A 25945-nucleotide genomic window follows, 5' to 3' on the forward strand; every position below is an offset into this window, starting at 1 on the left:
AGCCACTGGAGCACCTCAAAAACACCATCATACACTAAATCAGTAAGTTGGCAGCATCACCCTTCCACTGGTGCAACGGTTGAATGTTCCGGTCTTAATTCTGGCGCTACAACCTGAAAAAAGCGTTCCTTGCCACACAATAAATCAACACCCTGATCGTGCCGTACGTACAGGGCAGTGGCTGGCACACTGTCAGGCCTGTAGCGCACCGGAGCTGGTTAATGTGTTCCAACGCGCAGCGATTCCTCACATGCTGGTACCAGGATACCTGGACGATGACGAGGCCTGGCAGGAGGTAAATGCATGGTTGGCGGCGATTCAGGTTATTCAGTCTCTGCAAACCACGAATATTGGCGTGCTCGGTCATTATTATAATGGCATGTATGATGTTTATTCTAATATGACGAACCTGAGCGCAAAATTTGGTGTGCGTTTTACATTGCTGGAAGTTTGCGAGCTGGTGACCTCATTATCATCAATCAGCGAGGCCGAGAGAGAACAAAAACGCCAGCACGTTTTTCAGTCGCTGCAGGTGGATCCTTCCTGTGAAGAAGCAGAATTACAACGTGCGATAAATACCGCTATCGCACTGGATAATATGACCCAACGTTATCGACTGGGTGCAATGGCATATTATTACGAGGGGGCGCCCGGTTCGCCGCAAGAAAACATAATCACCTCCGTGATTCTGGGAAATACATTGCTCACTGAAAACGGCATCCCGGTTGCAGGTGAGTGTGAAATCAAAAATGTCATCGCCATGAAAATCCTCAGCTTATTGGGTGCTGGCGGTTCTTTTTCTGAGCCTTATGGCATTGATTTTGAAAATCAAACGGTACAGTGGGGCCATGATGGACCCGCGCATCCGTTAATGTCTGCGCAAAAAGTCCGGCTGGTGCCACTGCCGATTTATCACGGTAAACCCGGCAAAGGGGTCTCAATACAGATGACCGTCGCGCCAGGCCCGGTGACCTTTTTATCCGTTGTAGAACATCAGGATGGTCGCGTCACCCTGCAATTCGCAGAAGGTGAAGCCGTTGAAGGTGAAACGCTTGATATCGGCAATACCAATAGCCATTACCGATTCCCACTCAGTGCAAAAGAATTTACCCGCCGCTGGTGCGAGGGGGGACCGGCACATCACTGCGCCATTGGTATCGGACATGTCGGTCACAAGCTGGAACTCATCGCAAATCAGCTTGGCATTCAGAGCCTACGGATTTGTTAAAGGCTGACGATAGTCCTTTCAACCTTCATCATCGGCCTGAGTAAACAAAAAGGCATCGCCCAGGGGCGATGCCAGTCACTATTAACCACGCCATTTCTTATAACGGTTAATCAGGCCGTTAGTTGAACTGTCATGGCTGGCAATGTCTTTATCATCATGCAGTTCAGGCAGAATGCGGTTCGCCAGCTGTTTACCCAGCTCAACGCCCCACTGGTCGAAGGTGAAGATGTTCAGAATTGCACCCTGAGTGAAGATTTTGTGTTCATACAGGGCAATCAGCGCGCCCAGGCTGAACGGGGTGATTTCACGCAGCAGGATGGAGTTGGTCGGACGGTTGCCTTCAAACACTTTGAACGGCACCACGTGTTCCAGCGTCGCTGGATCTTTACCCTGGTCACGGTATTCCTGCTCAACCACCTCGCGGGATTTACCGAACGCCAGCGCTTCGGTTTGGGCGAAGAAGTTAGACAGCAGTTTCTGATGGTGGTCAGACAGCGCGTTGTGAGTGATCGCCGGAGCAATGAAGTCACAAGGAACCATTTTGGTGCCCTGGTGAATCAGCTGATAGAACGCGTGCTGGCCGTTAGTACCCGGTTCGCCCCAGATGATAGGACCAGTCTGGTAATCCACCGCATTGCCGTTACGATCAACGTATTTGCCGTTAGATTCCATGTTGCCCTGCTGGAAGTAGGCCGGGAAACGGTGCATGTACTGGTCGTACGGCAGAATAGCTTCGGTTTCTGCGCCGAAGAAGTTGTTGTACCAGATGCCAATCAACGCCAGCAGCACCGGCAGGTTTTTCTCAGGTGCGGTGGTGGAGAAGTGTTTGTCCATCGCGTGCGCGCCGGAGAGCAGCTCAACAAAGTTATCAAAGCCAACGGACAGGATGATCGACAGACCAATCGCCGACCACAGGGAGTAACGACCTCCCACCCAGTCCCAGAATTCGAACATATTTGCCGTATCGATACCGAACTCGCCCACCGCTTTACCGTTGGTAGACAGCGCCGCGAAGTGTTTCGCCACGTGTTTTTCATCACCTGCGGTCGCCAGGAACCAGTCGCGCGCGCTGTGGGCGTTGGTCATGGTTTCCTGCGTAGTGAAGGTTTTAGACGCCACCAGGAACAGCGTGGTTTCCGGATTTACTTTCTTCAGCACTTCGGCGATATGGGTGCCATCAACGTTAGACACGAAGTGCATGTTCAGGTGATTTTTGTACGGGCGCAGCGCTTCAGTCACCATGAATGGGCCGAGGTCGGAGCCGCCGATACCAATGTTCACCACGTCAGTAATCGCTTTGCCGGTATAGCCTTTCCAGCTTCCGGAAATAATCGCTTCAGAGAAGGTTTTCATCTTCTCCAGCACCGCGTTGACTTCCGGCATCACATCTTTGCCGTCAACGATAATCGGGGTATTGCTACGGTTACGCAGTGCAACATGCAGCACCGCGCGATCTTCGGTGCGGTTGATCTTCTCACCGGAGAACATGGACTTAATGGCATCCGCCAGGAAGGTCTCTTTCGCCAGACCCTGAAGCAGAGCCAGCGTCTCTTCAGTGATGCGGTTCTTGGAAAAATCCACCAGCATCAGATCGTCAAACGTTGCAGAAAATTTAGAGAAACGATCGCTATCTTTCGCGAACAGATCCGCGATCGTAACGTCTTTCATCTCTTCAAAGTGTTTTTGGAGTGCCTGCCAGGCTGAGGTCTGCGTTGGATTGATGTTTTTCATTAGCAATACTCTTCTGATTTTGAGAATTGTGACTGAGATCGATTGTAACGCCAGTCACAGAAAAGTGTGATTGTTTTAGTGCCGTAACCCTGGCATGTGTCAAACGCGGATGAAAAGCAGCAAAAAGTATAGCTGTTATAAGCACCATTACTCAGAGCCTGGACAGCATGAAAAATCCGCATAATCCCGTCGTTGACAGTGCCCTCCACACATTTTATTTATAAATACGGTATTTGCGCCTGCACCGGTTTTTGTTTCGCCCTTGTGCCATGGTCGCTCTTTTCATTCCCTGACACGAGGTTGTAATGACAAATATTGTTGTCTCCAAATTTGGTGGTACAAGCGTAGCCGATTTTGATGCCATGAACCGTAGCGCCGACGTGGTGCTTTCCGATACCAGCGTCCGTTTAGTGGTCCTTTCCGCCTCTGCCGGGATCACCAACCTGCTGGTTGCACTGGCCGAAGGTCTGGAGCCGACAGAACGTTTCGAGAAACTCGACGCTATCCGTAAAATTCAGTTCGATATCCTGGAACGTTTACGTTATCCCAACGTGATCCGCGAAGAGATCGAACGCCTGCTGGAAAACATCACCACGCTGGCAGAAGCCGCCTCGCTGGCGACCTCAACAGCACTGACCGACGAACTGGTCAGCCACGGTGAACTGATGTCCACCCTGCTGTTTGTGGAGATTCTGCGGGAGCGCAATGTCCAGGCACAGTGGTTTGACGTGCGTAAAGTGATGCGCACCAACGACCGTTTTGGTCGCGCAGAACCGGATATCGCGGCGCTCTCCGAACTGTCAGCACAACAACTGGCTCCGCGTCTGAATGAAGGATTAGTGATTACCCAGGGCTTTATCGGTAGCGAAAGCAAGGGCCGCACCACCACGCTCGGCCGTGGCGGCAGCGATTACACCGCCGCACTGCTTGCAGAAGCGCTGCACGCGACGCGCGTTGATATCTGGACCGACGTTCCGGGCATTTACACCACCGATCCACGCGTCGTCCCTTCCGCACAACGCATTGATGAAATTGCCTTTGAAGAGGCGGCGGAAATGGCCACCTTCGGCGCGAAAGTGTTGCACCCGGCAACGCTGCTGCCCGCCGTGCGCAGTGATATTCCTGTCTTTGTCGGCTCGAGCAAAGATCCAAAAGCAGGCGGTACGCTGGTGTGCAACCAGACGCAAAATCCGCCATTGTTCCGCGCGCTGGCGCTGCGTCGTAAACAAACCCTGTTAACGCTGCATAGCCTGAATATGCTGCACTCCCGCGGCTTCCTCGCAGAAGTCTTCGGCATTCTGGCGCGCCACAATATCTCCGTCGATTTGATAACCACCTCTGAAGTGAGCGTAGCATTGACGCTGGACACCACCGGTTCCACCTCGACAGGCGATACGCTGCTGACCCAGTCACTGCTGATGGAGCTGTCCGCACTGTGTCGGGTAGAAGTCGAGGAAGGTCTTGCTCTGGTTGCGCTGATTGGCAACGATCTGTCAAAAGCCTGCGGTGTGGGTAAAGAGGTCTTCGGCGTACTGGAGCCGTTCAACATCCGTATGATTTGCTATGGCGCCTCCAGCCATAACCTCTGTTTCCTGGTGCCCGGTACCGAAGCAGAGCAAGTCGTGCAGAAGCTGCATTATAATTTGTTTGAATGATCGCCAATACAATGGCCCGGTCTGCATTGCCCCGGGCCATGTTCAGTTTCTCATCACCGTTTCATAAAGCAGCTGATCCAGTGCCTTCACATCGCCTTCCCGGCAATCCGGTAGCGTCGGCGGTATCTGGCCTCGCGCCAGTTCGGCGTGAATAAACGCATGCAGCAACGGACGCCGTAAACCATATTCCACTTCTCCGGCACGCTGTTTACGCGCCAGCAGTTCCTCTATCTCCTGGCGTAATGGCGCATCCAGCTCACTGCCTGCCAACAGCTCGGCAAAACGCATCGGAGGTACTCCTTTTCCCGCTTCAATCCAGCGAGCCGCCAGCAACGGGCGCAGAACGTAGAAGTACTTTTTCAACCGCACCTCTTCCCCCTGCAAATAACCGCGAAAGTTTTTTTGCGCCATTGAGTAGTAGTGCCAGCGCGCGCGAATCGGTGAAAACCACTGTGGTATCATCGCCTTAAGCGCAATTACCGTTGCATCATCCTGCTGATAGACCACGGGAGAGCCCAGCCACTCGATCAGCGTCGGGTTTGCCCCTTTCAGCAACCCCAGCGCTTTGCGCCACTCCCAGCCGCACACGTCCAGCTCATCGTCTATCGGCAGTTCGATCACGTCCCGCGCTGCTTCAACCCGCATATACCATTCCAGCGGATGGACATACAAAAAACGCACATCGTAATCGCTATCCGGCGAGGCAAAACCCCAGCCGCGACTTCCCGATTCACAGGCATACAGCACTCGAACGCCGTAGCGCGCCTCCACTTCTTTTAACTGCCGCGCGACCCGTTCGCGCATCGTGACACTCACTGAATTTTTCGTCATCTTCATTTATCCTTTGACGCACACGACCTGCCGCAGCGTATGAACGACCTCCACCAGCGAAGACTGCGCCGACATCACGGCGTCTATATCCTTGTAGGCCATCGGAATCTCATCGATCACCTCGCTGTCTTTACGACATTCAACATGAGCCGTCGCGCGAATCTGATCCGCCACGGTATAACGTTTTTTGGCCGCCGTTCGGCTCATCGTCCTTCCCGCCCCATGGCTACAGGAACAGAAGCTCTCTTCATTCCCCAGTCCACGCACGATGAAGCTTTTCGCCCCCATAGACCCCGGGATAATCCCCATTTGGCCTTTCTGCGCAGAGACGGCGCCTTTACGCGTCACCAGTACCTCTTCACCGAAGTGATGCTCTTTCTGCACATAGTTATGGTGGCAATTCACCGCTTCCTGCTGGGTGATAAAGGGTTTACTCACGATGCGCGACAGTACGGTCAGCACACGAGACATCATCACCTCCCGGTTCTGCCGGGCAAAATCCTGCGCCCATTCCACAGCTTCGATGTAGTCGTTGTAGTGTCGGCTCCCTTCCTGAAAATAGGCCAGGTTTCGGTCCGGGAGATTCGCGATATGCTGCTGCATATCCTGCTGCGCCAGCGTGATAAAGATATTACCGATGGCATTCCCCACGCCACGCGATCCGCTGTGCAGCATTATCCAGACACGCTGTTGTTCATCCAGACACACCTCAATAAAGTGGTTACCGGTTCCCAGTGTTCCGAGATGTTGATGGTTATTGGTTTTCAGCAACGACGGATACTTGTCGGTCAGACGCGTAAAGCGCGGCACCAGATCCCCCCAGTGAGCACTCACCTCTTCTGGCGGCGTTTCCCACGCGCCTTTATCCCGACGGGAGCGCGTATTAGTGCGCCCATGTGGGACGGCCTGCTCAATCGCGTTACGCAGCCCGCTAAGGTTATCCGGCAAATCGTCCGCCAGCAGAGAGGTGCGCACCGCAATCATCCCGCAACCGATATCCACACCCACAGCCGCCGGAATAATCGCCCCTTTGGTCGGGATCACACTACCGATGGTCGACCCCTTTCCCAGATGCACGTCCGGCATCACCGCCAGGTGTTTAAAAATGAAGGGCATCTTCGCCGTATTCAGCAGTTGCTGGCGCGCCTCGGGTTCTACCGGTACGCCGTGCGTCCACATTTTCACGGGCGCCGCATTCTGCGTCGCCAACAACTCATAGTCGTCATGCGCCATATTCTTATCCTTTAATATTCACTAAGCCGTGGAGAACCTGGTCCAGTCCACCGAAAACCGAGATTTTATCGATACGTTCCGCCACTCTTTCAAGGGTTTCCATTTCCTTAAGCCGCAACGCGATCGGGTTGTTTTCCATCACTTTGGCTGTGTTCAACAGTGAGCGTGTTGCCGCCGTCTCTTCTCGTCGGCGGACAACGTTCGCCTGAGCCGATTTCTCTGCTTCCACAACCTTCGCCAGGATGGTTTTCATCTCACCCGGCAGCACAATGTCCTTCACACCCAACGAGGCAATTTCAATACCAAAGGGCATCATGCGTTTTTTCACCTGCGCACTTACTACTTGATCAATCAACTGCTTATCCTCCAGCAATTCATCGAGAGTGCGTGTTCCCACGGCTTCACGTAGAGCGAATTGCAGCTCGCGGTAAAGGTGATCCAGCGGTTTCGCCAGTTGCCCAAAAGCCTGTAAAACATCCTGATAACGCCAGTTAGCCGCCAGATTCAAACGCAGATTCACTTTGTCTTTTGTCAGGATCTCCTGCCCCCCCACTTCCAACACCTGCAGTCGGGTATCGACCGCTTCGGCCTCCACAAGATGATTCACCTTCCAGTAAGCACTCAATCCTGGCGGCAGTAACGTCTGAGTTTCGCCATCGACTTTTAAAACGCCTACATGCCAGGCAGCAATAGACACGGTGAGAATAATATCGCGACCTTTTACTACCCCACTGCGGCGGGGTTGCAACACGGCATTCATTACGTCTGCTGGAACCTGCACCTGCCGTGTATCCATACGCATCAGGTGCATGTTCTCAACCGATTTCCAGTACAAACGACGTGTTGAGGGCGCAAGAATTTCTTGCAATACACCATTGATATACAGCGCACCCGCTTCAAAATCGGTTAAATCAGCGATGATGCAATAGCGCTCAACCCATTCAGGCTGAAAACGGCGTAAATAGTCAGCCAACGCTTCCGGCACTTCACTGCCGTCCAGGTTAACGACCAGCACCTCAGGTGTATTGAACCACCACAGACGGCACTCACCCGCCTCCAGAACCTGATAGTAGTCACCATTCTTCGCTAACAGACCTAATTGCCCTTTTCGTATTGTAATTTTCTTCGTCATTTCTCTTTTCCTTGTCAATTCAGGTGCGGGTGCAGAGGTGACGTCACAGGGAATTCCCTTTTGCCTACGACGCGGCATCATTACCGGCAACCTGTTTTGGGGTGTGCTGACTGCGCAATACCCGTTTTTATTTCTATGATTAACAACCATTTTCATTGGAAAAATGAATCGGGAATCGAACCCATTGTTCAGGTGTCATTCGGTTGACGGAACACCTCAGGAAAACAACCGCTGCCGTTCCTGACGTGCCGGCGGGGTTTAACCCCCTGCGCTTTCAACGTGTTGACAAGAGAGTTATTGCCAGAAGCGTGCCAGGATGAAAAAAAGATGAAATTATTTTTAATTAATTGATTAATAAGGTATTAATTTTTACATTAATAATGATAATTGCAGATGCCGATTATATTTTTTATCTTTAAATATCGACATTTATCTTTTTGGATAAGCAATGAAAAAAAGGCGAGTAGTCATTGGCGTTCTGGGTACGGTACTGGATAAACGCGGTAAGCGGGCAAATCGTTTAAAAAAATGGCGACCCACGGTCGGTCTGTGCCAACAGCCGGATTTTCCTGTTGACCGACTGGAACTTATCCACCAGCCACGCGACGCCGGGATGTGCCAGCAACTGGCGGAAGATATCCATTTACTCTCGCCTCATACAGAGGTTCGTCCACACGCTATCGCCATTGCGAACCCGTGGGATTTCGAAGAGGTCTATGCCGCGTTCCTCGATTTTTCCACCCACTACACGTTCGATACTGCAAACGAAGAGTATTTGGTGCACATCACCACCGGCACCCATGTAGCGCAAATTTGCTGGTTCCTGCTGACGGAAGCGCGTTATCTGCCCGCCAGTTTGCTACAAACTGGGCCTGCGGCGAAGGGCGTTCCGGAGGAGATGATTGCCCCCGGCACCTGTTCGGTCATCGATCTCGATTTAAGCCGCTATACCACGCTCACCAGTCGCTTCCAGCGCGAGCAACAGCAGTCCGTCTCATTTCTCAAAGCCGGTATCGATACGCGCAATGCCACGTTCAATAAACTGATTGACCGCATCGAGCGCGTGGCCCTGCGTTCTGGCGACCCTATTCTGCTTACCGGCCCCACGGGTGCAGGAAAATCCTTTCTCGCGAAGCGGATTTTTCAGCTTCGTCAGTCGCGGCACCGGGTTGACGGTAAACTGGTGGCGGTCAACTGCGCCACCCTGCGCGGCGATAACGCAATGTCTACGCTGTTTGGTCATGTGAAAGGGGCGTTCACGGGCGCACTGACGCCACGAACAGGTCTGTTACGCGAAGCCAACGGTGGTGTGCTGTTTTTGGATGAAATTGCCGAACTGGGGCTGGATGAGCAAGCTATGCTGCTAAAAGCGATTGAGGAAAAAACCTTTTTCCCGTTTGGCTCCGATAAAGAGGTGCAGAGTGATTTCCAATTGATTGCGGGCACCCATCGCGATATGCCGCAATGGGTCGCCGAAGGGCGGTTTCGTGAAGATCTCTATGCACGTATTAATATGTGGAGTTTTGCCCTGCCCGGCCTCGCACAACGACGTGAAGACATCGCCCCCAACATCGAGTATGAGCTCCAACGTTTCTCCAGCAGTAGACAGCCCCAGATCCGCTTTGACAAAGAAGCGCGCGAGCGCTATCTGGCATTTGCCTGTTCACCTCAGGCGCAATGGCGCGGCAATTTTCGCGAACTGAGTTCGTCCGTCGCGCGAATGGCAACGCTGGCCGAGCAAGGGCGTATCACCCTGGATCTCGCTGAAGAAGAGATTGCGCTGTTGCAGGAAACCTGGCGGGACACGGCGTCGCAGCCGGAACTGGAGATGGACATCGATCTCTTTGATCGCCACCAGTTGGAAACCGTGCTTGAAGTCTGCCGCCGCAGCGCGTCGTTGTCTGAAGCCGGGCGCGAACTCTTCGCCATTTCGCGGCAGAAGAAAACGAATCCTAACGATGCTGACCGCCTGCGTAAGTATCTGGCGCGTTTTGGCCTGAGCTGGGAAAGCCCCAAAGTCAGAACATGAACATAATTTGTTTGAATAAAATTCAAACAACATATAAATAATAACAATAGCCGGGCTCGAACCCGGCTTTTTTATAACAAGCAAACACAACATTATCGCAAGGAAAACACTATGCTCGCCGTTATCACAAGGCTGTTCCCGTTATGGGCGCTGCTGCTCTCTGTTATTGCGTATTATACGCCAACCCCCTTTACCGCCATCGGTCCGTGGGTCGCCACGCTGCTGATGCTGATTATGTTCGGTATGGGCGTTCACCTGAAAATTGACGATTTCAAACGTGTGCTCTCACGCCCCGCGCCGGTTGCCGCAGGGATATTCCTGCATTATCTGGTCATGCCGCTCGCCGCCTGGCTGCTGGCGCTGTTGTTTAAGATGCCCCCGGAACTCTCCGCCGGGATGGTATTAGTCGGTAGCGTTGCCAGCGGAACCGCATCCAATGTCATGATTTATCTTTCGAAAGGCGATGTTGCCCTGTCGGTGACCATCTCTTCCGTTTCCACCCTGGTCGGTGTCATTGCCACCCCCTTGCTGACACGCCTGTATGTCGATGCGCATATTCAGGTGGATGTGATGGGCATGCTGCTCAGCATTCTGCAAATCGTGGTGATCCCGATTGGCCTGGGGTTGATTGTGCACCATCTCTTCCCCCGCGTAGTGAAAGCGGTGGAACCGTACCTGCCCGCCTTCTCAATGGCCTGTATTCTGGCGATCATTAGCGCAGTGGTTGCCGGTTCCGCATCGCATATTGCTTCGGTCGGTTTTGTGGTGATTATCGCCGTTATCCTGCATAACACCATCGGCCTGCTCGGCGGTTACTGGGGCGGGAAATTGTTCGGATTTGACGAGTCCACCTGCCGCACGCTGGCCATTGAAGTCGGGATGCAAAACTCCGGTCTCGCGGCGGCACTGGGCAAAATCTACTTCGGCCCGCTCGCGGCGCTGCCTGGCGCGCTGTTTTCCGTCTGGCATAATCTTTCCGGCTCGCTGCTGGCCGGGTACTGGTCAGGAAAGCCGATTGATGAGAAGCCGCGTGACCCGGTAAAAGTGAATTAAAAAAGTGCCGGGTGGCTCGCGCTTACCCGGCATACCCTATCAGATTGCACCACATTACCGTACACTGGGTCATCTGGCTGACTGAGGGTACACCTATGGCACTCCCCCGCATTACCCAAAAAGAGATGACTGAACGCGAACAGCGTGAACTGAAAACGCTGCTGGACCGCGCCCGTATTGCGCACGGTCGTCCGTTGACTAACGCGGAGACTAACAGCGTGAAAAAGGAATACATCGACAAACTGATGGCGCTGCGGGAAGCAGAGGCAAAAAAAGCCCGCCAGTTAAAGAAAAAGCAGGCTTATAAACCGGATGCCGAGGCATCTTTTTCCTGGTCGGCCAATACGCCAACGCGCGGCAGACGCTAACTAGCGCCCTTTCTTCTTACGTCCCGGCGCAGTAAAACGTTTACCGTTTGACGCCGGGCGTGCTTTCTCGTTCGTTTTTTCCATCTTCACGACCGGGCGTTTGATACCCGCCGTTTTCGGCTTTGCTTTCGCTTTTGGCTTCGCCTCGGAAGAGGAATTTTCGATAAGCTTGAAGAGGTCAATCAGTTCGTCATCGGTTAAATCACGCCATTCACCCAACGGAATGCCGCTTAAGCTGACGTTCATAATTCGCGTACGTTCCAGCTTTTTGACTTCGTAGCCAAAATGCTCGCACATACGGCGGATCTGGCGGTTCAGCCCCTGCACCAGCGTGATACGGAAGACAAACGGGGCTTCCTTTTTCACTTTACACTTCTTCGTGACCGTCCCGAGAATCGGTACGCCTGCCGCCATCCCACTGACAAACTCATCCGTCACCGGTTTATCCACCGTGACCAGATACTCTTTTTCGTGATCGTTACCAGCGCGCAGGATTTTATTGACCAGATCGCCGTGGTTGGTGAGGAAAATCAGTCCCTGCGAGTCTTTGTCCAGACGACCAATCGGGAATACGCGTTTGCTATGGTTTACAAAGTCGACGATGTTGTCACGCTCGCCGTCTTCCGTGGTGCTGACAATACCGACCGGTTTGTTCAGGGCGATCAGCACCAGATCTTCTGCTTCGCGCGGCTCAATCAACTGACCGTTTACTTTTACAACGTCGCCAGGTTTTACCTGATCGCCAATGGTGGCGCGTTTACCGTTCAGGAAAACGTTGCCTTGTTCGATATAGCGATCGGCTTCACGACGGGAGCAAATTCCACTTTCGCTGATGTATTTGTTTAATCGGATAGATGAGTCGGGCAGCATAAATTCTCCTGTAAAAGCGAAATATACCTCACCTTGCCGACGATAAAAAATAATCGTGGCGCAACACACTGGCGATAGATGTGATCTACCGCGCTTTTCAGGCATGGGAGGTTATACGTGTGTGAGCCGGAAACCTGACGGCGCGATGCGTATCAGGTTTCCGGTTTTATCAATATTCATCCCGCTCGTCGTCTTCATCCGGCTGCTCCAGCACACTATACGCGACCGAACAGAACAGTGAATTGAGACGCTGCATATCACCCAGCAGACCCAGATGCAGTGAGCTGGTTTCAATGCTTTGTACGTTCTGCTGATGCAGACGATCAACGTGAGCATGCGAGTAACGGCGATTGAGGATACGAAAACGATGTTTACTTCGGCGCAAACGACGCGCAGTTGTCACGTCTCCAGAGAAGAAGACCGACATCGCCAGTTGCAGATTGCTGAGCAACTGGTCGTACAGCGCATCCAGCTCCTTCAACCCTTCCACGGAGAAGGCCCGGCGCACCGCCAGTGATTTGTCGGCAATCTCGCTGCCCATCCGTTCGACGATATCAGAGGCTTGTTCCAGGTTGAGTGACATTTCGATGATTTCAGCCCAGCGACGCGACTCTTCTTCCGCCAGTTCCTCTTTTGGCATCCGCGCCAGATAGAGCTTGATCGCGGTATATAGCACGTTGATATCATCCGCCATCTTGCGAAGCTCTTTCTCTTCGCGCGGCTCACCGTGCATCACTCGCTTAAGCCCTTCCATCATCTGTTCCATGGCGTCGCCAATACGCAGCGCTTCACGCGCGGCATTCGCCAGTGCGAGGGTCGGCGTGTCCAGGGCGCTGACATCCAGATGTTTCGGTTTCAGATGGGCATCCAGCTCCGGTTCGTCGCGAATAATACGCTTACAAAATCGCGCCATCGGTTCGGCAAAGGGCACCATCGCCAGACAACGCACCAGGTTGTAAAAGACGTGGAAGTAGATCACCAGTTCAGATTTTGGCAGCGGCAGTTCGTCCATGGCGTTCGCCAGCATGTGAACAAACGGCAGAATCAGCAGACTCCCCACCAGCTTGAATAACAAACTGCCGAGCGCCACACGCCGCGCCGCCGCGTTGGCCGCGCTGTTGTTGAGCATCGCCAACAGGCCGGAGCCGAGGTTGGCGCCGATCACCAGACAGAGTGCCACCGGGAACGAAATAATTCCCGCCGCCGTCAGGGTTGCCGTCAGCAGCACAGCCGCCAGGCTGGAATAACTGATAATGGCGAACAACGCGCCGATCAGCGCATCCAGCAGGATATCGCCGGTTAACGAGGCAAATATTACCTGCACCCCGTTAGCCTGAGTGATCGGCGTCACCGCCTGCACAATCAACTCCAGTGCGAGCAGAATCAGACCAAGGCCAATCCCGACCCTCCCCAGTTGCCCGACCCGGGACTGTTTACGCCCCAAAAAGAAGATGACGCCGATGAAAATCAGTAGTGGCGACAGCCAGGACAAATCGAAGGTCAGGATCCGCGCCATCAGCGCGGTCCCCACATCAGCCCCTAATACAATGACTAATGCGGGCGTCAGGGCGACAAGATCCTGGGCGACAAATGAGGTCACCAGCATGGTGGTGGCGTTACTGCTTTGTACCAGCGCAGTCACGCCAATCCCCGCACAGAAGGCGAGCGGTTTCTTTTCAACGCTACGGCTGAGAACGGTGCGCAGGCGCGCGCCAAAAACACGCATCACGCCGGTACGCACAATGTGAGTGCCCCACACCAACAGAGCAACCGCAGAAAGCAGGTGTAACAGAGTTAACACGGAATCGGGTTCTCCTTATATTTATATGTTCCTGAGACTCATGAATGACCGTAGGCCTGATAAAACGCGTCAGCGTTGCCATCAGGCATCATACCAATGCCGGATGGCGTTACGCTTATCCGGCCTACGATGATCCCGAACCTTCTTCCAGTATAAGGGTTTACACGCAATAAAGAGACAGGGCACTCATTGAGCGCCCTGTTTGTTATAAGTAAAGATGACACATCTGTGACACTGACCGTCGGCGGCGCAGATGGTCAGTCTGCGTCATACCCCAGATTTGGCGCTAACCAACGCTCGACCTCGGCAACCGGCATACCTTTGCGCAGCGCATAATCCTCCACCTGATCGCGTTGAATTTGCGCGACGGCGTAGTATTTGCTGTCTGGGTGGCTGAAGTACCAACCCGATACCGATGCCCCCGGCCACATGGCGAAAGATTCGGTGAGCTTCATGCCGGTGTGTTTTTCCACCTCCAGCAGTTCCCAGATGGTGCCTTTTTCCGTGTGTTCAGGACAAGCCGGGTAGCCCGGTGCCGGGCGGATACCCTGGTAATTTTCGCGGATCAGTTCCTCATTGCTGAGATTCTCGTGTGCCGCATAGCCCCAGTAGACTTTACGCACGCGTTCATGCAGATATTCCGCGAAAGCCTCTGCCAGACGGTCGGCAATCGCTTTCACCATAATCTTGTTGTAGTCGTCGTGTTGGGCTTCAAATGCATCGGCCAGCGTATCTTCTTCCAGCCCGCCAGTGACCGCAAAGGCACCGATGTAATCCGCTTTACCACTCAGTTTCGGCGCCACAAAGTCAGACAAGCAGTAGTTGGCAAAACCCACTTTCTCGGTTTGCTGGCGGAGATGATGGCTGACCGCCAACACATGAGTACGCGTCTCATCACGGTAGATTTCGATGTCATCACCGATGCGGTTCGCCGGGAATAACCCCACCACGCCGCGCGGGTTAAGGGATTTTTCCGCACTTAGCGTATCGAGCATATCGTTGGCATCTTTAAACAGACGCTTCGCTTCCTCACCCACCACCTCATCTTCGAGGATGCGCGGATATTTACCGGCCAGCGACCAGGTCATAAAGAATGGCGTCCAGTCGATGTAGTTGCGCAGGGTTTCAATACTGGTTTCAACGCACTGTACGCCCAGACGATGCGCCACTGGCGGTGTGTAGCTTGCCCAGTCGAACGCCAAATCGTTGTCACGCGCTGCCGCCAGCGTGACCGGCGGCGTGCGCGGTTTCTTGCGCCCGTGCTGGATACGCACGGTTTCGTACTCTTTACGGGTGCGGGCGACAAAGTCATCACGCTGGGTGTCTGAGAGCAAGGCCGCCACCACGCCAACGGTGCGCGACGCGTTCTGCACATAGACTGTCGGACCGCTGTAGTTCTGCTCGATTTTCACTGCCGTGTGCGCTTTCGAAGTGGTCGCGCCGCCAATCAGCAGCGGAATAGTAAAGCCCTGGCGCTCCATCTCCTTCGCCACGTTGACCATCTCATCGAGCGACGGGGTGATCAGCCCGGAAAGCCCTATCAAATCCGCATTCACTTCTCTGGCGGTTCTGAGGATTTTCTCTGCCGGAACCATCACACCGAGATCGATAATCTCGTAGTTATTACACTGCAACACCACGCCGACGATGTTTTTACCGATGTCGTGCACGTCACCTTTTACGGTGGCGATGACCATTTTGCCGTTGCTGGAACCTTTCTCTTTGCTGGCCTCGATATACGGTTCAAGGTAAGCCACCGCTTGTTTCATCACGCGGGCGGATTTCACCACCTGCGGCAGGAACATTTTCCCTTCACCGAACAGGTCGCCGACCACATTCATGCCATCCATCAGCGGGCCTTCAATGACTTCAATCGGGCGTGCCGCCTGCTGGCGCGCTTCTTCAGTATCCAGCTCAATGAACTCGGTGATCCCTTTCACCAGTGAGTATTCGAGGCGTTTTTTTACGTCCCAGCTACGCCATTCGGCCTGCTGGGCGTTAGCAGAATCATCCGTTTTGCTGCCGCGATACTTCTCGGCCAAATCCAGCAGACGTTCGGTGCCGTCGTCACGACGGTTGAGGACAACATCTTCCACCGCATCGCGCAGCTCGGCAGGCAAGTCGTCGTAAATCGCCAGTTGCCCGGCGTTGACGATCCCCATGTCCATGCCGTTACGAATGGCGTAATAGAGGAATACCGCGTGGATCGCTTCGCGTACCGGGTCGTTGCCGCGAAACGAGAACGAAACGTTTGAGACGCCACCGGAGATCAACGCATGCGGCAATTCGCGTTTGATGTCTTCGCAGGCGCCGATAAAGTCCTGCGCATAGTTGTTGTGCTCTTCAATGCCGGTCGCCACCGCAAAGATATTCGGGTCAAAGATGATATCTTCTGGCGGGAAACCGACCTCTTCGGTGAGGATGTTGTACGCCCGACGGCAGATCTCGATTTTGCGCGCGCGGGTATCGGCCTGGCCCTGTTCATCAAAGGCCATCACCACTACCGCCGCCCCATAACGACGCAGCAGTTTGGCGTGGTGGATAAAGGTTTCCACTCCCTCTTTCATCGAGATCGAGTTAACGATGCCTTTGCCCTGAATGCACTTCAGCCCTTTTTCGATGACCTCCCATTTCGAGGAGTCGATCATGATTGGCACGCGCGCGATGTCCGGTTCACCGGCGATCAGGTTGAGGAAACGCACCATCGCCGCTTCGGCGTCAAGCATCCCCTCATCCATGTTGATGTCGATAATCTGTGCGCCGCTTTCGACCTGCTGACGCGCGACATCCAGCGCTTCGCTGTATTTCTCTTCTTTAATCAGGCGTTTGAATTTTGCGGAACCGGTAACGTTAGTACGCTCGCCCACGTTGACAAACAGGCTGTCGTCGCCGATGTTCAGCGGCTCCAGACCGGCAAGACGGCAGGCCACCGGAATTTCCGGAAGCTGGCGTGGCGGCAAACCCGCCACCGCACGACTCATCGCCGCAATATGTTCCGGCGTGGTGCCGCAGCAGCCGCCGACAATATTCAGGAAGCCCGCTTGCGCCCATTCGCGAATCTGAGCCGCCATCGTGTCGGCATCAAGATCATATTCGCCAAAAGCGTTCGGCAGTCCGGCGTTCGGGTGCGCAGTGACGTAGCATTCGGCAATACGCGACAGTTCCTGCACATACTGGCGCAGTTCGTCCGGTCCCAGCGCACAGTTGAGACCAAAGGTGAGCGCTTCAGCGTGGCGCAGGGAGTTATAAAACGCCTCCGTCGTTTGACCGGAGAGCGTGCGCCCGGAAGCGTCGGTGATGGTGCCGGAGATCATAATCGGCAGGTCGACGCCCAGCGCTTCAAACTCCTCTTTCACCGCAAAAATAGCAGCTTTGGCGTTGAGCGTATCAAACACGGTTTCAATCAGGATCAGGTCCGCACCGCCTTCCACCAGCGCTTTGGTGGATTCACGGTAAGCCGCAACCAGCTGATCAAAGGTGATATTACGGAATGCCGGATCGTTCACGTCTGGCGAAATGGACGCCGTACGGTTGGTTGGACCGAGAACGCCCGCAACATAGCGTGGTTTTTCCGGCGTACGCGCCGTCCACTCGTCAGCGCAGGCACGGGCAAGTTTGGCTGCGGCGAAGTTGATCTCCGCAGACAGGGATTCCATCTGGTAATCCGCCATCGCGATGGTCGTGGAGTTGAAGGTGTTAGTTTCGATGATATCCGCGCCCGCTTCAAAGTAGGCGTCATGAATCGCGGTTATCACTTCCGGTTTGCTCAGCACCAACAGATCATTGTTGCCTTTGAGGTCGCACGGCCAGTCGGCAAAACGCGCGCCGCGAAAGTCTTGCTCGCTTAAACGGTAGCTCTGGATCATCGTGCCCATGCCGCCATCCAGCACCAGAATACGTTCATTTAACTGCGCACGCAGTTGTTCAACTTTGCTGCTCACACTTGCTCCCGACAACGCTCAACCCAGACCCAAAATGGCCAACAAACCATACTGGCACAAACTGATGTGACGGAAAAGCAAACAGCGGGCAACATGAGACATGTTCAGCTTCACTCCTCCGATCAGTACAGGAATTCTTGCATTATAATTAAATAAAACGAAAATGATTTCCACGATACAGAAAAGGAGACAGCTATGGTTGCCCCCGTTCCCGCAAAACGCGGAAGAAAACCCGCTGCTGCCACGACCCCCGCGACCGGACAGGTTCAGTCTCTCACCCGTGGCCTGAAGCTGCTGGAATGGATTGCAGAGTCTAACGGCAGCGTCGCGCTGACCGAACTGGCGCAACAGGCGGGTTTACCTAATTCAACCACTCACCGTTTATTGACCACCATGCAGCAACAGGGATTTGTGCGCCAGGTCGGTGAACTGGGCCACTGGGCAATAGGCGCTCATGCCTTTATTGTTGGCAGTAGTTTCTTACAAAGCCGGAATCTGCTGGCGATTGTCCACCCGATCCTGCGCAAGTTGATGGAAGACTCCGGCGAAACAGTCAATCTGGCAGTGCTTGACCAGAGCGACCATCAGGCGATTATCATCGACCAGGTACAGTGCACCCAACTGATGCGCATGTCTGCGCCTATCGGCGGCAAATTGCCGATGCACGCGTCCGGCGCGGGTAAAGCATTTTTATCGCAGTTGAGCGAAGAACAGGTCACCGGCTTACTTCACCGTAAAGGGCTACATGCTTATACCCATGCCACGCTGGTGTCGCCTGTGCATCTTAAAGATGACCTTGCCCAGACGCGTAAGCGCGGCTATTCGTTTGATGATGAAGAACATGCGCTGGGTTTACGCTGCGTGGCAGCGTGTATTTATGACGAACATCGCGAGCCGTTTGCCGCGATTTCTATCTCCGGGCCTGTTTCGCGCATCACCGATGACCGGGTAACGGAGTTCGGTGCCATGGCGATTAAGGCCGCAAAAGAAGTGACGCTGGCGTATGGCGGTTTCCGCTAAGGTGAGTAAAGCATTTTACGCCGCCATCCGTCGATGAAATGCCTGATGGCGCTACGCTTATCAGGCCTACGGATGACTTATCCGGCCTGATTATAACGCACGCTAAACCGTTGACGGCGGCGATAGGCGTAAACATCCTCCACATGCCCTTCACGGATTCGCGCCTGTAATGCGCGCCAATAGTCGGCGCGAAACAGATCGGCGTGCATCTCTTCAAACAGCGGCCCAATTCTGGGGTCGGCGCAGAGCCAGTGACGAAACTCCTCCGGAAATACATCGCCAGGAGAAACGCTGTACCACGGTTCGCTGGCCAGCTCATCTTCCGGATAACGCGGCGGCGGAATCGTGCGGAAATTCACTTCCGTCATGTAGCAAATTTCATCGTAGTCATAGAACACGACGCGCCCGTGGCGGGTGACGCCGAAGTTTTTAAATAGCATGTCACCGGGAAAAATATTGGCGGCCGCCAGCTGGCGAATCGCGTTGCCGTATTCTTCAATCGCGTCACGCAGTTGTTGGCCTTCCACCTGCTCCAGCCAAATATTGAGCGGCACCATACGACGTTCAATGTACAAATGGCTGATAACAATGCGATCGCCAAGATCGGTGATTTTCTCTGGCACTTCTTGCATGAATAGCGCCATTAATGCCGGATCAATTTGCCGCTTCTCGAGGACGAAATTCTCAAACTCCTGCGTGTCCGCCATCCGGCCCACACGGTCATGCTCTTTAACCAACTGATAGCAAGCGCGCACGTGGGCGGCGGACATCTCTTTTTGCGGAGCAAACGTGTCTTTGATGATTTTAAAGACCCGGTCGAAGCCCGGCAGGGTAAACACCAGCATGACCATCCCGCGTATGCCTGGCGCTTCAATAAACGGCTCATCGCATTTGGCCAGATACCACAGGTACTCGCGATAGCTTTCAGTTTTCGCATGTTTCTGACAGCCGATCGCCATATACAGCTCAGCCGTCGTTTTGCCCGGCAGGATCTCGCGTAACCATTCAACCAGCGCGGCTGGCAGCGGCGCGTACACCATAAAATAGGAGCGGGCGAAACCAAATACGATGCTGGCTTCCGCCGTGGTGGTCAGGCAGGTATCAACAAACAGCTCGCCTTCATCAGTGCGGTGAATCGGCAGCAAAAATGGCAGCGTGCCTGTCGGGGTTATCAACTTCCCCACCAACCAGGCGGCTTTGTTGCGGTAAAACAGTTCATTCGCCACCTGAAGATGACAATGATGCAGGCCTTGCGTGCCACATGCCTCTGTCAGATGCTCAATGATGTAGTGAATATCACGGCTTTTGTTTTGCCAGGGTAAGCGAAGCGGAAGATCACTAAGCACCCGCGTTAATAGCGGTTCCCAACCACTCACCGGAAAAAAATCCTTTGCCAGCGGGCGAGGAATCGTGCGGAAACGACGTTCCGGCTGAGAACTAAAAATAAATAACCGCTCGGGGGTCAGCGAGCGGTGGTCAAATAACCGGCAATAGACAGAGTTAAAAAAGCTCTCCGCAATCTCGAAGCGCGGGTAATCCGGCAACAGCCGGGTGTAATGTTCTTTAACGCACAGCAAAAATGCCGCATCGGCGCTTTTGCCGCCCGTAATACAGCGTAACTGTTCCACGACCAGACCCACATGGTGATCATAAAGGTGGATACGGCTTTTCATTGCCTGCTGCACGGCATGCCAGTCGGCCTGTTCGAAGCGCTGTTGAGCGCCGGATGTCACTTCCAGAAATCGACCATACTGCGCGTCAAAGCCTTGCAGGATGGTTTGAGCAATCAGTAATTCCAGGTCACGTGACATTGTTTGTCCTTATCTGTTGCCGGATGGCGGTGCAAGCACCTTATCCGACCTACGGTTCAGAGTAGGCCGGATAAGCGTAAGCGCCATCCGGCATGGATCAGAACTGAGATTCTTCAGTGGATCCTGTCAGTGCGGTGACCGAAGAGGCGCCCCCCTGAATAATGGTGGTGACTTTATCGAAGTAACCGGTACCCACTTCCTGTTGGTGCGAGACGAAGGTATATCCGTCTTTGCCTGCGGCGAACTCCGGTTGCTGGACCTTCTCGACGTAGTGCTTCATACCTTCGCCTTGCGCATAGGAACGCGCGAGGTCGAACATGTTGAACCACATGCTGTGGATGCCTGCCAGCGTGATGAACTGATATTTGTAGCCCATATCCGACAACTGCTGCTGGAAGCTGGCAATCGTTTTGTCGTCCAGATTCTTCTGCCAGTTAAACGACGGAGAACAGTTGTAAGCCAGCAATTTGCCCGGATACTTCGCGTGAATGGCATCCGCAAAACGTTTAGCCAATTCGAGGTCCGGCGTGGAAGTTTCGCACCACACCAGATCCGCATACGGCGCATAGGCCAGGCCACGGCTGATCGCCTGTTCGATACCGGCGTGCGTGCGATAGAAACCTTCGCTGGTACGTTCGCCGGTAATGAATTCGCTGTCATAGGGATCGCAGTCAGAGGTGATAAGATCCGCTGCGTCCGCATCGGTACGGGCAATCACCAGCGTCGGTACGCCCATCACGTCGGCTGCCAGACGCGCGGCCACCAGTTTTTGAATCGCTTCCTGCGTCGGCACCAGTACCTTACCGCCCATGTGGCCACATTTCTTCACTGACGCCAGCTGATCTTCGAAGTGAACAGCCGCTGCACCGGCCTCAATCATCGATTTCATCAGTTCAAATGCGTTCAGCACGCCGCCAAAGCCGGCTTCTGCATCGGCGACGATCGGCAAGAAGTAGTCCACGTAACGCGGATCGTTGGGTTCAATACCAGTAGACCACTGGATCTGATCCGCACGGCGGAAAGTGTTGTTGATCCGATCCACCACCGCCGGGACGGAGTTCGCCGGGTACAGTGATTGATCCGGGTACATGCTTGATGCCAGGTTAGCATCCGCCGCCACCTGCCAACCAGACAGATAGACCGCTTCAATACCGGCTTTCGCCTGCTGCAACGCCTGACCACCGGTCAGCGCGCCGAGGCTATTGATGTAGCCTTTTTTCGATTCACCGTGCAGCAGTCGCCACATTTTGGCGGCGCCCAACTGTGCCAGCGTGCATTCCGGGTTGACCGAGCCGCGTAATTTCACCACTTCCTCCGCGCTATAGGGGCGACGAATGCCTTCCCAGCGCGGTTGTGTCCATTCTTGCTGTAATTCTTCGATTTGTTGAGTACGGGTTTTCATGTGCAGATGCTCCATATTGTTATGTGGTGATTTACGCTAACAGGCGGTAGCCTGGCAGAGTCAGAAAGTCGATAAGGTCGTCGGATGTGGTGATCTGCTCCATCAGACGGGCGGCTTCATCGAAACGCCCGCTGCTGAAGCGGTGCTCGCCGAGTTCCTCCTGGATCACTAACATCTCTTCAGCCAGCATCTGGCGGAACAGCGCTTTAGTGACGGCTTTGCCGTTGCTCAGGGTTTTCTCGTGATGGATCCACTGCCAAATGGAGGTACGGGAGATTTCCGCCGTCGCGGCATCTTCCATCAGGCCGTAAATCGGTACACAGCCATTGCCGGAGATCCACGCTTCGATGTACTGCACCGCGACGCGAATATTGGCGCGCATCCCCTCTTCGGTACGCTCTCCTTCACAAGGCGCCAGCAGGTGTTCGGCGGTAATCGGCGCATCGTCATCACGCGTGACGAACAACTGGTTTTTATGTTCACCGAGGATTTCATCAAACACCGCCATCGCGGTATCCGCCAGACCCGGGTGGGCAACCCAGGTACCGTCGTGGCCGTTATTGGCTTCCAGCGATTTGTCCGCTTTTACCTTATTGAGTACCTGATTATTGCGTGCGGTATCTTTGCTCGGAATGAATGCCGCCATGCCGCCCATCGCAAATGCACCGCGCTTGTGACAAGTTTTGATCAGCAGACGCGAGTAAGCGCTGAGGAACGGTTTGTCCATCGTCACCACCTGGCGATCGGGCAGTACACGATCCGGATGATTCTTCAACGTTTTGATATAGCTGAAAATGTAATCCCAGCGACCGCAGTTGAGGCCAACAATATGATCACGCAACGCATGCAGGATTTCGTCCATCTGGAACACCGCCGGCAGCGTTTCAATCAGTAACGTCGCTTTGATGGTGCCCCGTGCCAAATTAAAACGATCTTCGGCGTAGCTGAACACCTCGCTCCACCACGCCGCTTCCTGCCAGGCCTGGGTTTTCGGCAAGTAGAAATAGGGGCCGCTGCCTTTTGCCAGCAACGCTTTGTAGTTGTGGAAGAAATAAAGGGCAAAATCAAACAGGCTGCCCGGAATTGCTTCACCGCGCCAGGTGACATGTTTTTCAGGTAAATGCAGGCCGCGCACGCGGCAAATCAGTAACGCGGGATCGGGTTTGAGCTGGTAGATTTTTCCGGCTTCATTGGTATAGCTAATGGTGCCATTGACCGCGTCGCGCAGGTTAATTTGGCCATCAATCACTTTATCCCAGTCCGGCGCCAGAGAATCCTCAAAATCCGCCATGAAGACCTTCACGTTAGCATTCAGGGCGTTAATCACCATTTTGCGCTCAACAGGACCGGTAATTTCTACGCGCCTGTCTTGTAAGTCTTCGGGAATTCCACGAATTTTCCAGTCGCCATTACGAATGGAAGCCGTTTCCGAAATAAAATCAGGCAACTTTCCATTGTCGATATCCTGCTGCTGCTGGATACGTGCGGCCAGCAGTTTATTACGCTTCGGCGTAAACCGCGTCACCAGTTCGGTCAGAAACTCTACTGCTTCTGCGGTCAGAACGTGCTTCTCTTGCTCACCATATGGCCGGGTAAACAGCAATTCGTCAGTTGTCGTTGCCTGTTGATTCATCGTGCAGCTCCTCGTCATGGATCCGAATACTTCCCCAATGCGAACGAAGGATCGTTGTGTGGTTTTCGTTCAGCACCACTAAGACTACTCAATTAAAAATCAAAATCAAAAACAATTTCCATTTTTAATTTAATTTGCAATTAACCTATTGATAACAATAAAAATAAAATTTAATTACACGATGAGGTGCGTTTCGGAAATAAAAAAGGCACCCGAAGGTGCCTGATTCAACATGCTGAAACGCTTTAGGATCGCCAGCTACAGAAGATTAATCCAGCGTTGGATTCATGTGACGCAGATCATATGGCGTGATCTGATAGACGTAATAGTTGAGCCAGTTGATGAACAACAAATTGCCATGGCTACGCCATGTTGCGCGTGGTCTGTTTTGCGGATCATTTTTCGGGAAATAGTTGTACGGTACATCCGGGTTTAATCCTGCTTCAGCATCCCGAAAATATTCACTGCCCAGCGTATTCGCATCGTATTCCGGATGACCCGTCACAAAGGCGATACGCTTATCTTTACTGGCAAACAGGTAAGCATCTCCATCCTCCGTTTCAGCCAGGATCTCAAGATCGGTATAATCACGGATCAGCACCGCCGGGAAATCGGCATAGCGTGAGTGCGGGGCGAGGAACGAATCATCGAATCCGCGAGTCAGTAAAGCATGAGGATGAAGAATATGGTGCTCATAAACACCAGAAAGTTTATCTGTGCGCGTCTGCTTCGGGATCCCGTAAAGGATATTCAGCGCGGCTTGCACCGCCCAACAGACAAACAACGTCGAAGTGACGTGGTCCTTCGCCCACTCCAGCACTTGTCTTATTTGCGGCCAGTAAGCAACATCATTAAATTCAACCAGCCCCAGCGGCGCGCCGGTCACAATCAGGCCATCAAAGTTCTGATCGCGGATATCCTCAAAGTTACAGTAAAAATTATTCAGATGTTCCGCTGGCGTATTACGCGACTCACGAGCATCAATGCGCAGTAATTGAACATCAACCTGAAGCGGTGAGTTCGACAACAGACGCAGGAACTGGTTTTCCGTTTCAATCTTCTTCGGCATCAGGTTGAGAATAAGTACCTTCAGCGGACGAATTTCCTGACCGGAAGCGCGAGATGTCGTCATCACAAAGACGTTTTCCTCACGCAAGAAATTGACGGCGGGCAGCTCGTCCTGTACGCGAATCGGCATAACCTGATAACCTCACTACATACGTTTAAACGTTTAGACATCCAGATAGCTGAAGATACCCAGAAATAACACGGATGTCGAGCCTGCATGCTAAAAGTGAGAAAGTTTCACGACCATATCTACGATAAAATATAAGCATAAATAAAAGGAGAAGATATGGTTATTAACATTCGCCGGTCGCGGCGTGATGAAGGCGAGAAATTGATTTCCCTCTGGTGTCGCTCAGTCGATGCCACCCATGATTTCCTGTCAGCGGAATATCGCGTTGAACTGGAAGAACTTGTCAGTTCGTTTTTACCTGAAGCACCATTATGGCTGGCCGTGACAGAGCAGGATGAACCTGTAGGATTCATGCTGCTCACCGGCGAACATATGGATGCATTATTCGTCGATCCTGATGTTCGCGGCTGTGGTGTCGGGAAAAGACTGGTCGAGCATGCGCTGACGCTGGCTCCCAGGTTAACGACCAACGTTAATGAGCAAAATGAACAAGCCGTTGGGTTCTATAAAAAGATGGGATTTAACGTAACGGGACGTTCAGGAGTTGATGATCTTGGAAAACCGTATCCATTATTGAATCTGGCGTATACCGGAAAATAAGAGATCCAGTACGGTTTTTATTGCCGGAGATCGCTGTGTCTGTGATTCTCTGTAACCCGGATAAAGTGTGTAAAAGTCACCCTCCGGTATATTTGGATTGCCTGATGGCGCTGCGCTTATCAGGCCTGCACGTCGGATATGGACTGATAAAATCTGCTCAATCCGGCATTTCCCCGGACCACAGACGCAAAAAAGCCCATCCGTCAGGATGGGCTTCTTCACGTGTTTTATACCTGGCCGTTTATGGCTGGCGTCCTACCCCCTCCGGGCCGTTGCTGTGCAACGTTTAAATCCGCTCCCGACGAATAGGTCCTGTTCCGGAGAGTGCTCGCCATTAAGCAACAGATGACTAGTCCTGATATAGGTTGACAGTTTTTTGTCTGTAAAACGCCTGATGAACATCATCAGG

The 25945-nt window shown here is 53.4% G+C and carries 17 protein-coding genes and 1 pseudogene; 7 read left to right on the top strand and 11 right to left on the bottom strand.

Annotated elements, in window-relative coordinates:
* Positions 1–46: 46 nt before the first annotated feature.
* A pseudogene (locus CJP72_RS16595) lies at positions 47–1228 on the top strand (arabinose isomerase); the annotation flags it as partial.
* An 81-nt stretch (positions 1229–1309) separates the two neighbouring features.
* Here CJP72_RS16595 and pgi read toward each other — a convergent pair.
* Entirely contained in the window at positions 1310–2959 is a 1650-nt protein-coding gene (pgi, locus tag CJP72_RS16600; RefSeq protein WP_162382454.1) for a glucose-6-phosphate isomerase, read from the bottom strand.
* Between the two features lie 305 nt (positions 2960–3264).
* Here pgi and lysC point away from each other — a divergent pair, with 305 nt between their 5' ends.
* Complete coding sequence (lysC, locus tag CJP72_RS16605; protein ID WP_162382455.1) at positions 3265–4614, top strand: lysine-sensitive aspartokinase 3; 1350 nt, start codon at positions 3265–3267, stop codon at positions 4612–4614.
* Positions 4615–4656: 42 nt separating this feature from the next.
* Here lysC and CJP72_RS16610 read toward each other — a convergent pair whose 3' ends face one another.
* Genes CJP72_RS16610 through CJP72_RS16620 form a run of 3 tightly spaced genes read right to left on the bottom strand, consistent with a single transcriptional unit; the run spans position 4657 to position 7810 of the window.
* Positions 4657–5445 (bottom strand): nucleotidyltransferase domain-containing protein, encoded by a 789-nt coding sequence (locus tag CJP72_RS16610; RefSeq protein WP_162382456.1) that lies wholly within the window; start codon positions 5443–5445, stop codon positions 4657–4659.
* A 6-nt stretch (positions 5446–5451) separates the two neighbouring features.
* Positions 5452–6678 carry an RtcB family protein gene (locus tag CJP72_RS16615; RefSeq protein ID WP_162382457.1) on the bottom strand — a complete coding sequence of 409 codons (1227 nt, stop codon included), beginning with the start codon at positions 6676–6678 and terminating at the stop codon, positions 5452–5454.
* A 4-nt stretch (positions 6679–6682) separates the two neighbouring features.
* A complete protein-coding gene (locus CJP72_RS16620; RefSeq protein ID WP_162382458.1) occupies positions 6683–7810 on the bottom strand; it encodes a slipin family protein in 1128 nt (375 codons plus the stop codon).
* Between the two features lie 448 nt (positions 7811–8258).
* On the opposite strand from CJP72_RS16620, the gene rtcR reads away from it, so the two are divergent.
* The 3 genes from rtcR (at position 8259) to CJP72_RS16635 (ending at position 11260) form a co-directional block, all read left to right on the top strand.
* On the top strand, positions 8259–9839 hold the full coding sequence (gene rtcR / locus CJP72_RS16625; RefSeq protein ID WP_162382459.1) for an RNA repair transcriptional activator RtcR: 1581 nt from the start codon (positions 8259–8261) through the stop codon (positions 9837–9839).
* A gap of 111 nt (positions 9840–9950) precedes the next feature.
* Positions 9951–10892 carry a ketopantoate/pantoate/pantothenate transporter PanS gene (gene panS, locus CJP72_RS16630; protein ID WP_162382460.1) on the top strand — a complete coding sequence of 314 codons (942 nt, stop codon included), beginning with the start codon at positions 9951–9953 and terminating at the stop codon, positions 10890–10892.
* A 95-nt stretch (positions 10893–10987) separates the two neighbouring features.
* On the top strand, positions 10988–11260 hold the full coding sequence (locus CJP72_RS16635; RefSeq protein WP_009653910.1) for a DUF3811 domain-containing protein: 273 nt from the start codon (positions 10988–10990) through the stop codon (positions 11258–11260).
* On the opposite strand, the gene rluF is transcribed toward CJP72_RS16635, so the two are convergent.
* From rluF to metH, 3 genes are all read right to left on the bottom strand, one after another.
* Positions 11261–12130 (bottom strand): 23S rRNA pseudouridine(2604) synthase RluF, encoded by an 870-nt coding sequence (gene rluF / locus CJP72_RS16640; RefSeq protein WP_162382461.1) that lies wholly within the window; start codon positions 12128–12130, stop codon positions 11261–11263.
* A gap of 169 nt (positions 12131–12299) precedes the next feature.
* Positions 12300–13931: a sodium-dependent inorganic phosphate transporter gene (locus tag CJP72_RS16645; protein ID WP_162382462.1), complete on the bottom strand. Its 1632-nt coding sequence runs from the start codon at positions 13929–13931 to the stop codon at positions 12300–12302.
* Between the two features lie 257 nt (positions 13932–14188).
* On the bottom strand, positions 14189–17872 hold the full coding sequence (gene metH / locus CJP72_RS16650; protein WP_162382463.1) for a methionine synthase: 3684 nt from the start codon (positions 17870–17872) through the stop codon (positions 14189–14191).
* Between the two features lie 195 nt (positions 17873–18067).
* On the opposite strand from metH, the gene iclR reads away from it, so the two are divergent.
* Positions 18068–18892 carry a glyoxylate bypass operon transcriptional repressor IclR gene (gene iclR, locus CJP72_RS16655; RefSeq protein WP_162382464.1) on the top strand — a complete coding sequence of 275 codons (825 nt, stop codon included), beginning with the start codon at positions 18068–18070 and terminating at the stop codon, positions 18890–18892.
* A gap of 77 nt (positions 18893–18969) precedes the next feature.
* Here iclR and aceK read toward each other — a convergent pair whose 3' ends face one another.
* The 4 genes from aceK to metA form a co-directional block, all read right to left on the bottom strand.
* On the bottom strand, positions 18970–20703 hold the full coding sequence (aceK, locus tag CJP72_RS16660) for a bifunctional isocitrate dehydrogenase kinase/phosphatase (RefSeq protein ID WP_162382465.1): 1734 nt from the start codon (positions 20701–20703) through the stop codon (positions 18970–18972).
* Between the two features lie 97 nt (positions 20704–20800).
* Positions 20801–22105, bottom strand: a complete 1305-nt coding sequence (gene aceA / locus CJP72_RS16665) for an isocitrate lyase (protein ID WP_162382466.1) — start codon at positions 22103–22105, stop codon at positions 20801–20803.
* A gap of 31 nt (positions 22106–22136) precedes the next feature.
* Complete coding sequence (gene aceB / locus CJP72_RS16670) at positions 22137–23738, bottom strand: malate synthase A (RefSeq protein WP_162382467.1); 1602 nt, start codon at positions 23736–23738, stop codon at positions 22137–22139.
* A gap of 268 nt (positions 23739–24006) precedes the next feature.
* Entirely contained in the window at positions 24007–24936 is a 930-nt protein-coding gene (metA, locus tag CJP72_RS16675; RefSeq protein ID WP_162382468.1) for a homoserine O-acetyltransferase MetA, read from the bottom strand.
* A gap of 156 nt (positions 24937–25092) precedes the next feature.
* Here metA and CJP72_RS16680 point away from each other — a divergent pair, with 156 nt between their 5' ends.
* Entirely contained in the window at positions 25093–25536 is a 444-nt protein-coding gene (locus tag CJP72_RS16680) for an acetyltransferase (protein WP_162382469.1), read from the top strand.
* The last annotated feature ends 409 nt before the right edge of the window (positions 25537–25945 follow it).

Origin of the sequence: Citrobacter sp. NCU1 (assembly GCF_010231475.1) — a bacterium.
Classification (GTDB): Bacteria; Pseudomonadota; Gammaproteobacteria; order Enterobacterales; family Enterobacteriaceae; genus Citrobacter_D.

Excerpts from the sequence above, each read along its gene's own strand:
- pgi (WP_162382454.1), bottom strand. The coding sequence starts at position 2,959 with ATGAAAAACATCAATCCAACGCAGACCTCAGCCTGGCAGGCACTCCAA.
- lysC (WP_162382455.1), top strand. The coding sequence starts at position 3,265 with ATGACAAATATTGTTGTCTCCAAATTTGGTGGTACAAGCGTAGCCGAT.
- CJP72_RS16610 (WP_162382456.1), bottom strand. The coding sequence starts at position 5,445 with ATGACGAAAAATTCAGTGAGTGTCACGATGCGCGAACGGGTCGCGCGG.
- CJP72_RS16615 (WP_162382457.1), bottom strand. The coding sequence starts at position 6,678 with ATGGCGCATGACGACTATGAGTTGTTGGCGACGCAGAATGCGGCGCCC.
- CJP72_RS16620 (WP_162382458.1), bottom strand. The coding sequence starts at position 7,810 with ATGACGAAGAAAATTACAATACGAAAAGGGCAATTAGGTCTGTTAGCG.
- rtcR (WP_162382459.1), top strand. The coding sequence starts at position 8,259 with ATGAAAAAAAGGCGAGTAGTCATTGGCGTTCTGGGTACGGTACTGGAT.
- panS (WP_162382460.1), top strand. The coding sequence starts at position 9,951 with ATGCTCGCCGTTATCACAAGGCTGTTCCCGTTATGGGCGCTGCTGCTC.
- CJP72_RS16635 (WP_009653910.1), top strand. The coding sequence starts at position 10,988 with ATGGCACTCCCCCGCATTACCCAAAAAGAGATGACTGAACGCGAACAG.
- rluF (WP_162382461.1), bottom strand. The coding sequence starts at position 12,130 with ATGCTGCCCGACTCATCTATCCGATTAAACAAATACATCAGCGAAAGT.
- iclR (WP_162382464.1), top strand. The coding sequence starts at position 18,068 with ATGGTTGCCCCCGTTCCCGCAAAACGCGGAAGAAAACCCGCTGCTGCC.
- aceK (WP_162382465.1), bottom strand. The coding sequence starts at position 20,703 with ATGTCACGTGACCTGGAATTACTGATTGCTCAAACCATCCTGCAAGGC.
- aceA (WP_162382466.1), bottom strand. The coding sequence starts at position 22,105 with ATGAAAACCCGTACTCAACAAATCGAAGAATTACAGCAAGAATGGACA.
- aceB (WP_162382467.1), bottom strand. The coding sequence starts at position 23,738 with ATGAATCAACAGGCAACGACAACTGACGAATTGCTGTTTACCCGGCCA.
- metA (WP_162382468.1), bottom strand. The coding sequence starts at position 24,936 with ATGCCGATTCGCGTACAGGACGAGCTGCCCGCCGTCAATTTCTTGCGT.
- CJP72_RS16680 (WP_162382469.1), top strand. The coding sequence starts at position 25,093 with ATGGTTATTAACATTCGCCGGTCGCGGCGTGATGAAGGCGAGAAATTG.